Consider the following 14,255-nt stretch of genomic DNA (forward strand, 5'->3'; position numbering starts at 1 on the left):
TGATTTAGGCCGACGAACCGAAGCCGCCTTGTAGCGGCGCTTTCATCCGATCCAGGGCCTCATGAAGGGCCTGACGCCGGATTTTGCCGCTTGTCGTGCGGGGAATTTGCTTTGTCGTGATCAGAACAATGTTCCCGATCAGCGACGGCAAGGCCTCGGCAACCAGTTTTCCCAAGGCGTCCAGCGGCAGGTCGTCCTTTTTGACGAGGACGACCCATATCTCATTCTCGCCGCGGGCATTCGGCCGGGTCAAAAGGCACGCATCCGAAATTTCCGGTAGGGCGGTCAGGGCGCGTTCGTGTTCCTCGGCGGAGAATTTTACTCCGCCGACATTCATCAGCGTGTCTTCCCGACCCAGGACGCGGAACCGCGTTTCGTCGGGCTGCACACCGATATCGCCGGGATAGAACCAGCCGTCGCGGAATTTCTCGGCACTGGCCCGCGGGTCATAGACATAGCCCGCCACCATCCCGGTTTTGCGAATCCGAACGGTCCCTTGCGTACCGGGGGGCAGGGGGCGGTGCGTGTCGTCGACGATCTGCACCTCCGATCCGGGGCAGCTCCGGTAGCTACCGTCCGTCAGGCGCACGGCGATCGTCCCCAATTCGTTCGTGGCATAGGTTTCGAACAATCGGACATCCGGTCGGATTTGTTGAAAACGGGCGCGCATCGGATCGGGGACCGGACCGCCATAGGAGGTGATCGTCAGGCCTTCGGGCAGGGTGCGCAGCATATCGTCGGACTGCAACTGCGTGAAATGAAACGGCAGGACGGCTGTATGGGTTGCCTTCAAGGCGCTGAGCGCCCTCCAAAAGTCCGTGACGGTCACGTGGATGTTGACGCCTCCGGCCCGCAGGCAGGTCATCGCCTGAAAATGGGCGCCCTGAAATGTGTAGGGCATGCTGTGCACGAAACGGGAGTGGCTGGAATATCCGACCATCCATTGGATGACCTCCAACCGACGCTCCGTCTGGCTCAGGGTGATCGCGATCACCTTCGGCGCGCCGGTGGTGCCGGAACTGGTGACCATGCGGAAGACGGAGGTGGGATCGATCGGCGTGTCCGGAAGGGGAGCGGTGTCGTCGGGTCCATCGCCGGTGACCGCATCGATGCGGACCCTGCGGCCCGGCAGGTCGCCTTGCGCGAACCGGTCGACAAAAATCAGGGCGGCATTTTGCAGGATTTGTGCATTGTCCTGCGGCTGAGCGTCATGCAGAAAGGTTGCACTGGCCGCCCCCAGGTTTTCGAGCGCCAGCAACAGGGGCATATGGTCCAACAGGCCGGTCCATTCCACGCAGGCGAAATCACCGGGCCGAACGCCAAGATTCGTTAGGGCGCCAATGGTCTTGCGGACTCTGTCTTGCAATGCGTCGAAGGTCAGCGTTTCCCCGGCATCCGCCAGTGCGGTCGCCTGCGGCCGAAAGGCCGCATGGAAGGACAGGTAATCGCCGGTTCGACCGATACCGTCTTCCGGCGCAGAGGGCGGTGTATCAGGCACTTTTGGCGATCCCCTCGTATCCCGCGCGACTCCAGGACGCGCTTGAACGACAAGCCGAACCTTAGCGGAACCCCGGCAAGATCGCCATCGCCACGGAACAAGCCCCCTCCTGAGCCGGGAGGGGGCTGTCCGATCGGGAGGCTGTTCGGTTAGGGATCGGGGGTGAACGCGATCAAACCGCCCTCGAACATCATCGGTATGAACAGCGTATCAGCGCTCCCGCCGAGATCGGCGCTGCCGGGTTCTAGGCGTGCGACTTCGGACAGGGTGCCGTCGGCGTCGAGGCGCAACAAAACGCCCTTCATATAGTCCGTCATGAAGACCGTATCGCCGTCGAGCACGACACCGTCGATATTGCCGGCGGCTTCCGCACCGTGAACATCGGTGATCGCCTTGGACGCCAGATCGATTGCGATCAATCCGCCGGGACCATCGGTCGAGAAATCGGCATGCATGTTCGGACCCCAGCTTCCGACGAACAGCGTGTTTCCATCGGCGGCAAGACCGTTCGGGGTGTTGAGGCGTGCATCCCGCAGCCAGGATTCGACGATGCCGTCCTTCAGGCGATAGATCGTATCCGCCGTCATGTCCGACACATAGACGCTGCCGTCTTCGGATGCGGTCACATCGTTCAGAAACTGCGCGCCTTCGACAGGGTAGGACGCAACCAGGGTGCCGGATGTCACATCGACTTCCCGGATCACCGTCAGGTCCGCCACGAACAGTCGGTCGCCGACCATGGCCATGCCTTTCGGCGCGTCGAATCCATCCACCCAATGCAGTGTGTCGATGTGACCGTCCACCGTGACCAGGGAGAGAAAGCCGTTGCCGTCCGCATCGCCTGGGGACCCGTTGATGTTGCTGACCACGATGCGGTTGCGGGCCGTATCGAACAGCGCCGATTCCGGTGTGGCCAGTCCCTCGATGCGCCACAGTTCGGCAGCGGGTGCCGCCTGCGGTGCCGTCCAGATCGCGATAGCGGCGGCGACGGCCTTGAAAATGTGTTTTCGTTTCATGAGGGTCTCCTGTTGTTGGAACCCTTGGTATAGAAAACTAAGATAAATTGATCTTTATGAACGAGAATGGTATCGGAATTCGATACGAAATCGCCAGAAGAGGTTCCGGAAAACGATGACCGCCCTGGTTTTTGACGCGCTGAAACGAACCCTTCGGGCGAAGGGAATTACCTATGCCGAACTGGCGGATCGGTTGGGCGTGTCCGAGCCGACGGTCAAACGGATATTCCATGAAAAGGACTGCAAGCTGGGCCGATTGTCGGAAATATGCGACGCGATCGGCGTGGAACTGGACAGTATCTTCGCCACGATCGGCAACCGTCCGGTGCCGGGCGCGCGGCTGTCGCGCGACGTTGAATGGAAGCTTGCGGAACAACCGGCGCTGCTGGACGTGCTCATCCTGCTGACGGAGAAATTCACGCCCGACGGTATTCTGCAGGCAAGCGGGATCAGCCCGGCCAGCCTATTCCTGTATTTCCGCGATTTGGAGAAACTGGGGTTGGTCGAATGCGGACGGGGCCTGACCGTGCGTCTAACCGTCGATCTACCCATTCAATGGGATTTGGGCGGACCGTTGAAACCGCATATTCAGAAAATCAATCAGGCCTTCACCGGCTGGGTGATCGACCGGACGCAGGTTGCGCCCGACGATGCGTATTTCAACAGTTTCTCCCGACGGATGCGGCCGGAAACCGTCATGCGGTTGGAAGCGGAAGTGTCGGACTTGGTTGACCGTGCGAAGACGCTGGCATGGCACGATCAACACACGACGCCGGATGCCGAATTGGCCCCGTTCAAATGGGCGTTTGCCGTCGGTCGATCCCCCTTCGCGGACATTTTCAGCATCGGTCCCCATCCGAAGGACGCGGGCGCCGACGCAGCCGACGGCGACCCCGGCCCCAAAACGGCTTTTGTCGTTAACGGCTGACCTCGTAGCCCGGTTCTTCCGGTTCGTCGTCTACCAGTTCCGCCGGGAAGCCGGGGGCGGTGATGTGAATGTCACAGGCATCTTCCAGGCGGCGGATGATATTCGACGACCATTCGCGCGGCCCGTATCGATCCTGTCCGTCCTCGAATATCTTGATCAACAGCGGGTTCAATTCCAAGGGCACCCCGACCTTGTCGGCGACGCTTTGGAACAGGCCGATATCCTTCAAGACCAAATCCATGGTGAAGCTGATATTGCGACTGCCGTTCAGGATGACCTGGCTTTCCGTTTCATGGACGAAGGAATTGCCGGACGAAATCTTGATCCCTTCGAAGGCCATGCCCAGATCCAGGCCCGCCTTGCCCGCGACGGTCAGGGCTTCGGCCACGCTGACAAGATTGGCGGTCGCCAGATAGTTGGTAATGACCTTCAGGACCGACGCGCTGCCCAGCGGCCCGGTATGCAGGACCCGACGCCCCAAAATGGTAAGGAAGGGCAGCAGGCGGTCGAAGGTTTCTCGCTCGCAACCGGCGAAGATGGCGATGTTGCCCGTCGCGGCGCGGTGGCATCCGCCGGAAACAGGGCAATCGACCGGCGATGCGCCTTTCGCCTCCACCAGTTTGCCCAAGCGGCCGACTTCCGTGCTGTCGGTCGTGCTCATCTCCGCCCAAATCTTGCCCGGGGACAGGCCCGCCAGGATGCCGTCCTCGGCCTCCATCACCGCCGCGCAGGCGGCCGGGCTGGGCAGGCAGGTAATGACGATATCGCAGAGCTCCGCCATTTCCTTGGGGCTGTCGGCCCAGGCGGCGCCGCCGTCCAGGAAGGGGCGCGCCGTGTCCTTGTTCAAATCCCGAACGACCAGATCCGCGCCGTTGCGCAGCAGGCTTCCCGCCAATTTTCCACCGACATTCCCCAACCCGATGAACCCGACCTTCATATTTGCCGTCCTTCGCCTGCGTGTGACTGAAATAGTGTTGCGCCGGAAGCGCTTTCACGGTGCCACCGTTTCACGCTTTTTCGACGATTCATACCGTTCGTTTCGAATTTTCCCGACCGGTTGCGGCGAAAAAATTCAATGGTCATAGTGTTTGGATAACCAATAATGAACGGGTGAGGTAATACGATGCCGGGATTGGCTGAAGCTGTGTTGCTGGCGCTGAAAGACCGCGGCGCGGGGGAGGTGTTCGGCATTCCGGGCGACTTCGCCTTGCCGTTTTTCAAGATATTGGAATCCAGCGACATCCTGCCGCTGTATACATTGAGCCACGAGCCGGGGGTCGGTTTCGCGGCGGACGGGGCGGCGCGGTTTACCAGCCGTTTGTCGGTCGCATGCGTCACCTATGGGGCGGGGGCGTTGAACATGATCAACCCTGTCGCCCAGGCCTATGCCGAAAAGACGCCGATGGTCGTGATTTCCGGCGCGCCGGGCGCGGGGGAAGCCGCGAACGGTCTGTTGTTGCATCATCAGGTCAAACGACTCGATTCCCAATGGGAGATATTCAAGGAATTGACCTGCGCGCAGGCCCGGCTGGATGACCCGGCGGTCGCGCACCGGGAAATCGCGCGCGTGCTGGATCGTTGTCTGCACGAATCCCGACCGGTTTATCTGGAAATACCGCGCGATCTCGTCGCCACGCCGGTTAATCCGGTTCCTGCCTATTTACCGCCATCCGGCAATTCCGAGGCCGCGCAATCCGCGGCACGCGAAGTCCTGTCCAGATTGGCTGCAGCGTCCCGCCCCGCCCTGATGGTCGGGGTGGAGGCCCGACGCTACGGTATCGAAGACAAGGTTGCGGAACTGGCCGCCATCCTGAAGGTGCCGGTCACGACGAGTTTTATGGGCCGGGGCCTTATGGCCGGGAAGAATGTTCCCTTGGCGGGAACCTATCTGGGGGCGGCCGGCAAACCGGACGTCAGCGCGGTGGTCGAAGAGTCGGATTGCCTGTTGATGCTCGGCGTGATTTTGAGCGATACGAATTTCGGCGTGTCCGGCGGGAAGGTCGATATGCGCCATGCCGTTCACGCCTTCGACGGGCAGGTGCGTGTCGGTCTGCATTACTATCCGGATGTACTGTTGCGTGACTTCGTGGACCGGATGATCGCGGAGGCCCGCCCCCTGGATCGGGCGGGGCCGAGTGCGGCGGAAGAGGAGATCGGCGCGCTGATCGAAGATGCCGATACCCTGCATCCGATGGATATCGCCCGTGCGATCAACGGCTTGTTCGCGGAGGTCGGCCCCATGCCGATGACGTCCGATATGGGCGATTGCCTGTTCACCGCAATGGATATCGACAATACCGAACTGGCCGCGCCCGGCTATTACGCCAGCATGGGCTTCGGGGTTCCCGGCGGTTTGGGCGTGCAGGCCGCGACCGGGCGCAGACCCCTGATTCTTGTCGGCGACGGCGCGTTTCAGATGACCGGTTGGGAATTGGGGAATTGCCGGAAATACGGTTGGAACCCGATTGTCGTGCTGTTCAACAACACCAGTTGGGAAATGCTGCGGGTGTTCCAGCCCGGACCGGCCTATCACGATCTGCCGGATTGGCACTATGCCGATTTGGCGACCGGATTGGGCGGGCGCGGACACCGCGTGTCGACTCGGGCGGAACTGGCAAAAGCTCTGCGTGACGCATATGCCGATGAAAGCCGGTTTCAATTGATTGAAGCAATGCTTCCGCGCGGGGCTATTTCCGATACTCTGCAACGGTTCGTGAACGCGATTCGATCGCTGTCCGCGTTGTCGCAGGAAGCGTGACGGAGGGGCCGACGATGCCGGTGAAATCGGTCAAAGCCCGTATCGAAGGAAAGGTGCAGGGTGTCTGGTTCCGGGCCTGGACGGAGAAAACGGCCGTCGGGCTGGGACTGGACGGCTGGGTCCGGAACCGGCCGGACGGCAGTGTCGAGGCCGTGTTCAGCGGCCCCACGGAGACGGTGGAGCGGATGTTGGCCGACTGCTGGAACGGACCGCCGCTGTCGCGTGTCACGGCAGTGCAGACCGATCCCGCGGAAACCCCGGATCAAGCCGGGTTCATTATTCGGCCGGATGGATAGTATTTCCCGTTACCGTTCGGTTTCAGCCAGGCATATGCTGCGCTGCAAGATAGTTGATGCATAGTATAAGAAGCGGGAATCTGTCGTAATTCACCTATAATCCGTCGGTTTTTACTTAATGTGGCCTGTAAATTGCGTTAGGGTTCGTGACTATACCGGTTCGCGGGGGCGGACCGGACGGTCGTAACGCAAACGACAACACCCTGGTAGGTCGACATGACGATGCAATCGAAGGATCGGGAACAGGATCACCCTTTGCAGGGCCCGCACCCGACCGACTGAGGTATTAGGGTTTAGAGGTTTGTTTCGGTTCCCGGCGGGATGGCTCCCGGCGGCCCGAAAACCTCCGCAAAGGCGGAAGCCAGCGCGACATCGAGATCGGCCATCGTCACCGGTAGACCGAGATCGACAAGGGACGTGACGCCCAAATTCTCCTCCCCGATGCCGCAGGGCACGATCCCGCCGAAATGCGACAGGTCCGGTTCCACGTTGATGGAAATGCCGTGGAAGGTGATCCAGTGCCGGACCCGAACGCCGATCGCGGCGATCTTGTCCTCGCGCCCATCGCCCCTATCCACCCAGATGCCGACACGTCCGTCGCGCCGTTCGCCGACGACGTTGAACTGCGCCAGCGCCCGGATGACCCATTCTTCCAGATCGTGCACGAAACAGCGGACATCGCGCCCGCGCCGGGTCAGGTCCAACATCGTATAGGCGATGCGCTGACCCGGACCGTGATAGGTATATTGCCCGCCGCGACCGGCCTTATAGACCGGGAAGCGATCGGGGGTCAGCAGGTCCTGGGCCTTCGCACTGGTCCCGGCCGTGTAGAGCGGCGGGTGTTCCAGCAGCCAGACAAGCTCCCCCGCCGTCCCGGCATGAATATCGGCGACGCGCGCTTCCATTTCGGCCAGCGCCGTTTCATAAGCGACGGGGCTTTCGCTGATCCGCCATTCCGGCAGGGTGATGTCGGTACGGCGCGGAACGGCACAGGATTCGGCAGCCTGGGACATGGGCAAACAATTTCCCTAATGCAAAACAACGGCGCTTGATCGCGAAGGTGCGATTGGCTATACCATCGCGCGCTCAGGCCTTAAAGACCTGAGGCGGAAGATGGTGCGCGGTCGTGGCGGAATTGGTAGACGCGCAGCGTTGAGGTCGCTGTCCGGTAACACGGGTGGAAGTTCGAGTCTTCTCGACCGCACCATCATCCCCCTCCCCGAAATAGCCTCCCGAGGGATTTAGCATCTTGGTCCGATGGGCCGGGGTGGAGCCGTTCGATTGCGGATTCCGTTTCTCATTTCGACGATTTAAATGATTTTCGCTTGATCCGGGATTGCACCGGGCGATCCGGTTGGCCCATAAGGATTTGCGGATCAATGATCGGCGCGGTGACGTCGAAAACGGGGCAGGCCTGAGGCAAATGGAAACCTTCGATTTTGTCATTATCGGCGCTGGTTCAGCGGGTTGCGTTCTGGCCAATCGCCTCAGCGAAGACGGAAAGCGGTCTGTTCTCCTGCTTGAAGCGGGCGGCCGGGACTGGAGTCCCTTCATTCATATGCCGATCGGCTATGGCCTTTCCTTCTACAACGCCCGAATCAACTGGAAGTACATGGCCGAAACCGGTCCGGGGCTTGGCGACCGCCAGTCTTACTGGCCGCGGGGGAAAGTGCTGGGCGGGTCAAGCGCGATCAATGCGATGGTCTGGGCGCGGGGATTGCCCAACGATTTCGAGGATTGGGTCACCGCCGGCGCGGACGGTTGGGGCTGGGACACCGCCCAGCGGTATTACAAGAAACTCGAAAACTGGTCGAGGGGCGGCGACGATGTCCGTGGCGGCGACGGTCCGCTGGCTGTGCAGGACATTTCGGGACGGATTCATCCCCTGTGCGATGACTATTTTGAAGCCGCGCGGCAATTGGGGCTGCCGGTCACGGACGATTACAACGGCGCGGAAGCCGAAGGCGCAGCCGCCTATCAGATAACCACCCGAAACGGCATTCGCGCATCGACCGCGCTGTGCTATCTGAACCCGGCCAGGGGTCGCAAAAACCTTGAAATCACCACCCACGCCGATGTTACCGGCATCGATATCGAAGACGGCCGGGCGAAGGGGGTTCGGTATTCGGTAAAGGGGCAAAGACGCGTCGCCCTGGCCCGGGCCTGCGTGATCCTGTCCGCCGGTGCGGTCAACTCGCCGCAGATACTGCAGCTTTCAGGCGTCGGTCCTGGCGAGGTGCTGCAAGACAAGAACATTGCCGTAACGCGCGATTTGCCGGCGGTGGGGCGCCATCTGCAGGACCATCTGGGCGCGGATTTTCATTTTGAAACCCGGGTGCCCACGCTCAATCAAATGCTGCGCCCGTGGCACAGGCGGATTTTGTATGGGATTCAGTATGTCTTGACGCGGCAAGGCCCGCTTTCGCTCAGCGTCAATCAGGCCGGGGGGTTCCTGAAAACGAGACCGGATCTGCAGGCGCCCAATGTGCAACTCTACTTCAACCCGGTCAGCTATACCCGCAGCCCCAAGATGAAACGGGCGCTCATGAGCCCGGACCCGTTCCCTGGACTGCTTTTCGGTTTCGACATGTGCCGTCCGACGAGCCGCGGTGAGATCATGATCCGCTCCGACGACCCGTTCGACCCGCCGGTCATTCGCCCGAATTACCTGTCGACCAGCGAGGATGTCGCCGACATGCTCGAAGCGTCAAAATTTGTTCGCCGCATCAGTGAAGCCCCCGCGCTTGCGTCGGTTATCAAGCGCGAAATTTCGCCCGGCGCCGACATTCGGACCGATGAGGGCTACCTGAAACATATCCGTGATACGGCCTGGACGGTGTATCATCCGTGTTCGACCTGCCGGATCGGCAAGGATCCCCAGAAGTCCGTCGTCGACCCCTCCCTTCGCGTCCATGGGGTGGAAGGGTTGCGCGTTGTCGACGCGTCGGTTTTCCCGAATGTCACGTCCGGGAATATCAATGCCCCGGTTATCATGGTCGCGGAGCGGGCGTCGGACCTGATCCGGGAAGATTACCGGTAACGGGAAGAAACGGCGACTATTCCGGGTGGCTGTCCCCAACCGGATCAGGCGTTGGCCTCCTGGATGTGTTGAAGCAGGAAGGCTTTCATCTCGCTCAGGTTCTTTTGGTGGTTTTGGTACAGATCTTCCATGCGGGCCAGATGGTCGCGGGCCGCCGCCAGGTTTGAGGCATGGTCGTTGACGGCGCTGTGTCCCGGATACCAAGCCGCCGCGAATTCCCGCTTCATCGGCATGGTGTCTTCCGTATAGTCGGTTACCTTTAGGGCACCGAACCGCCCGGACAGTGCCGCCGTGGCATGGTCGCGAATATAGGCGATCTTGTCTTCGCCGGTCAGGTTCAGCGTATTCGCCTGCCGTGCCAAATCCTGTAGCGCGCTTCCGCCGGAATGGGACACGACGCTGCCGTCCTCGTTGATATAGCCGAGGATGCGGTCACCACTGGAAAAGACGGTGCGGACGCCGGAGGACGTATCCGGGCCGTCCTGTTTGAGATGCTCAACCATTTTGCGGGCGCTTTCCACGCTGTTTTCCGTCATTTCCGTCATGCGCTGGGTGAAGGTGGATTGAAAATCCAGCCAGTCGTCGAAACTGGGAATGGCGGCGCGATATTGGGCGGCGCTGATTTCCTTGGCCTCGACCGTTTCCCCATTCGGACCGCGCACGCTAATGGTTTGCTGTCCGGCGGCACCTTTTTCCTCCATCGCGTCGATACGGTCGTAAATTGCCGAGTATTTTTCGTCATACAGCGCCTTCAAATGCGGACGCATCGTCGGATCGGAGAACATCTCCGCGTTGAAATTCAAATCCATGACACCCGATCTCCCCATAGTCTGATCTGAATCGTTCCGAATGCATCACGCATGCCAAAGCTACCTATGGGGCAGGCATGCAACGAAACCGTCATGCCTTAGAGGTTCCGGTTCGTGTTCATCCGTGATATTGCAGTGCACAATAAGGGCGAACAGCCGATCCGTGTTCTTGGGAGGACCAAGGCGAAAGGGATATAGCCATGGGCTCCGCAGTATCATTGGCCGGGAAAAAGGGCGTCGTTCTCGGCATCGCCAACGAACATTCCATCGCCTACGGCTGCGCCAGGGCCTTCAAGGATTTGGGCGCGGACCTGGCCGTATCGTATCTAAACGACAAGGCGAAACCCTATGTCGAACCCTTGGCGCAGGAATTGGAAGCCGATTTGTTCCTGCCGCTGGACGTGCGCGAACAGGGCAGCCTGGAAGCCTTTTTCGACGCGGTGGGTAAAAAATGGGGGAAGATCGATTTCGCCCTGCATTCCATCGCCTTCGCGCCGCGCGAGGACCTGCATGGGCGGGTGACGGATTGTTCGCGCGAAGGCTTCGCCATGGCGATGGATGTCAGTTGCCACAGCTTCATCCGAATGGCCAAGCTGGCGGAACCCCTGATGCCCGACGGCGGGGCGCTGTTCACGATGAGCTATTACGGCGCGGAAAAGGTGGTTGAAAACTACAACCTGATGGGGCCGGTGAAGGCAGCGCTGGAAAGCGCGGTCCGCTATATGGCGCATGAATTGGGGCCGAAGGGCATCCGCGTGCATGCGATATCCCCCGGCCCGGTGATGACCCGCGCCGCGTCCGGCATCGACCGGTTCGACGAATTAATCAATCGCGCCACGGAATCGGCGCCCGCCCATCGCCTTGCGTCGATCGAAGATGTCGGCAACACGACGGCCTATCTGGCGACCGATGCGGCGAAACTGATGACCGGCGATACGATTTATATCGACGGTGGCGTCCACCTGATGGCGTAAGTCAGGACGGCAGTTCGTCCCAATGCGGGACGTCTTCCAGGCAATCGTCCCAATTCGCCCGGCTGGCGCAGAAGATATGCGCGTTGGGCCGGATGTCGACCGGACTATCCAGGCTGCCCGCCGGAACGATCAGCCGGTTTACCGTGGGCTGGACACGCGGCAGCGCCCCGCCGCAATCGGTGCAGAAACATTTCGAATGCCGCGCGCCGGGAACCTGATAGGTCTTCTGCTTGTCTTCCCCGGACAGCCAGCGGAGTCGTGCCGTGGTCGAAAACAGGTTGGAAGCATGGGCGGAACCGGTCCCTTTTCGGCAGCGGCTGCAATGACACAGAAAGAACCCGTCGAAGGCACCGGCGATTTCGAACCGGACCCCGCCGCACAGGCACGACCCTTGATATGTCTGATCCGTCATCGTCTTTCCTGTTTTCAGACTGACGTGTGATGAGGCGCAGGCTATGGGAAAGCCGAAAACTTGTCCAATGGATCGATCCCGGCTTCCCGGTAATTGCCGGACGTGACGAATTCCGGTGCGGAAGGCCCCATGTCCACTTTCCTCCATGGTAAAAATGGATAGACTGCGGCGGGTACGGCGTGACCCGATGGCCGGTCCCGGCCGAGGTGTATCTGATTGGGAGAGAAGGGAAAGCTCATGGCGAAGAATTTCGACCAGGAGGCGCTGTACTATCACCGGCTGGCCCCGGCAGGGAAGTTGAGCGTCGTTGCGACCAAGCCTCTCGCCAACCAGCGCGACCTCAGCCTTGCCTATTCTCCCGGCGTCGCCGCCGCCTGCCGCGAAATCGAACGCGACCCGGCGGAGGCCGCGACCCTGACGGCACGCGGCAACCTTGTCGGCGTGATCACCAATGGGACCGCCGTTTTGGGCCTGGGGCCGATCGGCCCGCTGGCCTCCAAGCCGGTGATGGAGGGCAAGGCCGTCCTGTTCAAGAAATTCGCCGGGATCGACGTGTTCGATATCGAGGTCGACGAATTGGATGTCGACAAATTCTGCGACATCGTCGCGGCGCTGGAACCGACCTTCGGCGGCATCAATCTGGAAGACATCAAGGCGCCGGAATGTTTCGAAATCGAACGCTGCCTGCGCGAACGCATGAATATCCCGGTCTTCCACGACGACCAACACGGCACGGCGATCATCGTATCCGCCGCCGTCTTCAACGCGCTGGAACTGGTCGGCAAGAAATTCGAGGATATCAAGATCGTCGCGTCCGGCGCGGGCGCGGCGGCGCTGGCCTGCCTCGCCATGTTGGAGGCGATGGGCGCGAAGCGGGAAAACATCTGGGTCTGCGATATCGATGGGCTGGTCTATGAAGGCCGCAACCAGATGGACCAGTATAAAGGCATCTATGCCAAGGATACGGACAAGCGGACGCTGGCCGATGTGATCGGCGGCGCGGATGTCTTCCTGGGCCTGTCGGCGCCGAAGGTTCTGACGCAGGACATGGTGAAGACCATGGCCGACAATCCGGTGATCCTGGCCTTGGCCAATCCGACGCCGGAAATCCTGCCGGAAGAGGTGGAAGAGGTGCGCCCGGACGCTGTCGTCGCGACGGGACGGTCGGACTATCCGAACCAGGTGAACAACGTCCTGTGCTTCCCCTTCATTTTCCGCGGCGCGCTGGATGTCGGCGCGACGACGATCAACGAGGAAATGAAGGTCGCCGCCGTCAAGGCGATTGCCAGTCTCGCCCGGCGCGAAGTGTCGGAAGTCGTGGCCAAGGCCTATGGCAGTTCCTCCGGGTTCGGCCGCGATCACCTGATCCCGAAGCCGTTCGATCCGCGCCTGATCCTGGAAATCGCCCCCGCCGTGGCGCGCGCGGCCATGGAGAGCGGCGTGGCGACGCGCCCGATTGAGGATTTCGAGGCCTATAACGCGCGACTGGAAAGCTTCGTCTATCGCTCCGGCACCGTGATGAAGCCGATTTTCGACCGGGCGACCGCCGATCCGAAGCGGGTCGTCTATGCCGAAGGGGAAGAGGAACGCGTGCTGCGCGCGGTTCAGGTCGTGGTCGATGACGGCATCGCCTTCCCGATCCTGATCGGCCGACGCAAGGTCGTGCAGTCCCGCATCGAACGGCTGGGCCTGCGCCTGCGCATGGACGAGGATTTCGAACTGTGCGACCCGGAAGACGATCCCCGCTATAAGGACTACTGGACGACCTATCTGGAAATTGCCGGGCGACAGGGCACGTCGCCGGAATGGGCGCGGGAAGTGGTGCGCACGCGGACCGGCGTGATCGGGGCGCTGATGGTGCGGATGGGGCAGGCGGATGCACTGATCTGCGGCACCATCGGCCGGTTCCGCGATCACTTGAAACATGTCCGCCGGGTGATCGGCCTGCGCGACGGCGCGCGGGACCTGTCGACGCTGAACCTGTTGATCCTGAACAAGGGCGTGTTCTTTTTCGCCGATACCCATGTCAGCTACGATCCGTCGGCGGAAGAACTGGCCGAAATGACGGTTATGGCGGCGGAGGAAGTCCGGCGCTTCGGCATCGAACCGAAGGTCGCTTTGTTGTCCCATGCGAATTTCGGCAGCGCCGATACGCCGTCGGCGGCGAAGATGCGCAAGGCGGTCGAATTGCTGCAGGCCGAAACAGATCTGGAAGTGGAAGGCGAAATGCACGCCGACACCGCGCTGGACGAGGTGCTGCGCGAAACCCTGCTTCCCGGCAATAAATTGACCGGCGCGGCAAACTTAATGGTAATGCCATCGCTCGACGCCGCGAATATCGCCTACAATGCGGTGAAGATGTTGGCGGACGGGCTATCCGTTGGGCCGATCATGATCGGCGCGGCCCGGCCGGTGCATATCCTGACGACGTCGGTGACGGCGCGGGGTATCGTCAACATGACCGCGGTCGCGGTGGTCGACGCACAGACGGAAGCGGCGAAAGGCGGCGTGGCTTAAGCAAGCA

12 protein-coding genes and 1 tRNA gene are annotated in these 14,255 nt (G+C 61.1%); 7 read left to right on the plus strand and 6 right to left on the minus strand.

Annotated features, from left to right (window positions below):
• Positions 1 to 4 precede the first annotated feature (4 nt).
• Together HH303_RS19145 and HH303_RS19150 are read right to left on the minus strand one after the other, a co-directional pair.
• Positions 5 to 1,498, minus strand: a complete 1,494-nt coding sequence (locus HH303_RS19145) for a class I adenylate-forming enzyme family protein (RefSeq protein ID WP_169627013.1) — start codon at positions 1,496 to 1,498, stop codon at positions 5 to 7.
• 149 nt (positions 1,499 to 1,647) lie between these two features.
• Positions 1,648 to 2,514: an SMP-30/gluconolactonase/LRE family protein gene (locus HH303_RS19150; protein WP_169627014.1), complete on the minus strand. Its 867-nt coding sequence runs from the start codon at positions 2,512 to 2,514 to the stop codon at positions 1,648 to 1,650.
• A gap of 115 nt (positions 2,515 to 2,629) precedes the next feature.
• Here HH303_RS19150 and HH303_RS19155 point away from each other — a divergent pair, with 115 nt between their 5' ends.
• Positions 2,630 to 3,442 (plus strand): helix-turn-helix domain-containing protein, encoded by an 813-nt coding sequence (locus tag HH303_RS19155; protein WP_169627015.1) that lies wholly within the window; start codon positions 2,630 to 2,632, stop codon positions 3,440 to 3,442.
• On the opposite strand, the gene HH303_RS19160 is transcribed toward HH303_RS19155, so the two are convergent.
• Entirely contained in the window at positions 3,432 to 4,379 is a 948-nt protein-coding gene (locus tag HH303_RS19160; RefSeq protein ID WP_169627016.1) for an NAD(P)-dependent oxidoreductase, read from the minus strand. The genes HH303_RS19155 and HH303_RS19160 overlap by 11 nt on opposite strands.
• A gap of 186 nt (positions 4,380 to 4,565) precedes the next feature.
• Between HH303_RS19160 and ipdC the strand changes: the two genes are divergently transcribed.
• Together ipdC and HH303_RS19170 are read left to right on the plus strand one after the other, a co-directional pair.
• Positions 4,566 to 6,200 (plus strand): indolepyruvate/phenylpyruvate decarboxylase, encoded by a 1,635-nt coding sequence (ipdC, locus tag HH303_RS19165; RefSeq protein WP_169627017.1) that lies wholly within the window; start codon positions 4,566 to 4,568, stop codon positions 6,198 to 6,200.
• A gap of 20 nt (positions 6,201 to 6,220) precedes the next feature.
• A complete protein-coding gene (locus HH303_RS19170; RefSeq protein ID WP_169627046.1) occupies positions 6,221 to 6,496 on the plus strand; it encodes an acylphosphatase in 276 nt (91 codons plus the stop codon).
• A gap of 293 nt (positions 6,497 to 6,789) precedes the next feature.
• Here HH303_RS19170 and lipB read toward each other — a convergent pair whose 3' ends face one another.
• Positions 6,790 to 7,509, minus strand: a complete 720-nt coding sequence (gene lipB / locus HH303_RS19175; protein ID WP_169627018.1) for a lipoyl(octanoyl) transferase LipB — start codon at positions 7,507 to 7,509, stop codon at positions 6,790 to 6,792.
• Between the two features lie 107 nt (positions 7,510 to 7,616).
• Between lipB and HH303_RS19180 the strand changes: the two genes are divergently transcribed.
• Together HH303_RS19180 and HH303_RS19185 are read left to right on the plus strand one after the other, a co-directional pair.
• A tRNA-Leu gene (locus HH303_RS19180) sits at positions 7,617 to 7,703 on the plus strand.
• A gap of 216 nt (positions 7,704 to 7,919) precedes the next feature.
• Positions 7,920 to 9,536 carry a GMC family oxidoreductase gene (locus tag HH303_RS19185; protein WP_169627019.1) on the plus strand — a complete coding sequence of 539 codons (1,617 nt, stop codon included), beginning with the start codon at positions 7,920 to 7,922 and terminating at the stop codon, positions 9,534 to 9,536.
• 44 nt (positions 9,537 to 9,580) lie between these two features.
• On the opposite strand, the gene HH303_RS19190 is transcribed toward HH303_RS19185, so the two are convergent.
• The gene (locus HH303_RS19190; RefSeq protein WP_169627020.1) at positions 9,581 to 10,345 is read right to left on the minus strand and encodes a hypothetical protein; all 765 of its coding nucleotides are present in this window, start codon (positions 10,343 to 10,345) and stop codon (positions 9,581 to 9,583) included.
• Between the two features lie 200 nt (positions 10,346 to 10,545).
• Here HH303_RS19190 and fabI point away from each other — a divergent pair, with 200 nt between their 5' ends.
• Positions 10,546 to 11,319, plus strand: a complete 774-nt coding sequence (fabI, locus tag HH303_RS19195; protein ID WP_169627021.1) for an enoyl-ACP reductase FabI — start codon at positions 10,546 to 10,548, stop codon at positions 11,317 to 11,319.
• Between the two features lies 1 nt (position 11,320).
• On the opposite strand, the gene HH303_RS19200 is transcribed toward fabI, so the two are convergent.
• A complete protein-coding gene (locus HH303_RS19200) occupies positions 11,321 to 11,731 on the minus strand; it encodes a GFA family protein (RefSeq protein WP_169627022.1) in 411 nt (136 codons plus the stop codon).
• Positions 11,732 to 11,968: 237 nt separating this feature from the next.
• On the opposite strand from HH303_RS19200, the gene HH303_RS19205 reads away from it, so the two are divergent.
• Positions 11,969 to 14,248: an NADP-dependent malic enzyme gene (locus HH303_RS19205; RefSeq protein ID WP_169627023.1), complete on the plus strand. Its 2,280-nt coding sequence runs from the start codon at positions 11,969 to 11,971 to the stop codon at positions 14,246 to 14,248.
• Positions 14,249 to 14,255: the final 7 nt, after the last annotated feature.

Origin of the sequence: Pacificispira spongiicola (genome assembly GCF_012926505.1) — a bacterium.
In the GTDB taxonomy this organism is placed as follows: Bacteria; Pseudomonadota; Alphaproteobacteria; order UBA8366; family Aestuariispiraceae; genus Pacificispira; species Pacificispira spongiicola.

What these genes read in the sequence shown, in the direction of transcription:
- HH303_RS19150 (WP_169627014.1), bottom strand. Translation starts at nt 2,514, where the DNA reads ATGAAACGAAAACACATTTTCAAGGCCGTCGCCGCCGCTATCGCGATC.
- HH303_RS19155 (WP_169627015.1), top strand. Translation starts at nt 2,630, where the DNA reads ATGACCGCCCTGGTTTTTGACGCGCTGAAACGAACCCTTCGGGCGAAG.
- HH303_RS19200 (WP_169627022.1), bottom strand. Translation starts at nt 11,731, where the DNA reads ATGACGGATCAGACATATCAAGGGTCGTGCCTGTGCGGCGGGGTCCGG.
- HH303_RS19185 (WP_169627019.1), top strand. Translation starts at nt 7,920, where the DNA reads ATGGAAACCTTCGATTTTGTCATTATCGGCGCTGGTTCAGCGGGTTGC.
- HH303_RS19190 (WP_169627020.1), bottom strand. Translation starts at nt 10,345, where the DNA reads ATGGATTTGAATTTCAACGCGGAGATGTTCTCCGATCCGACGATGCGT.
- lipB (WP_169627018.1), bottom strand. Translation starts at nt 7,509, where the DNA reads ATGTCCCAGGCTGCCGAATCCTGTGCCGTTCCGCGCCGTACCGACATC.
- HH303_RS19160 (WP_169627016.1), bottom strand. Translation starts at nt 4,379, where the DNA reads ATGAAGGTCGGGTTCATCGGGTTGGGGAATGTCGGTGGAAAATTGGCG.
- ipdC (WP_169627017.1), top strand. Translation starts at nt 4,566, where the DNA reads ATGCCGGGATTGGCTGAAGCTGTGTTGCTGGCGCTGAAAGACCGCGGC.
- HH303_RS19205 (WP_169627023.1), top strand. Translation starts at nt 11,969, where the DNA reads ATGGCGAAGAATTTCGACCAGGAGGCGCTGTACTATCACCGGCTGGCC.
- fabI (WP_169627021.1), top strand. Translation starts at nt 10,546, where the DNA reads ATGGGCTCCGCAGTATCATTGGCCGGGAAAAAGGGCGTCGTTCTCGGC.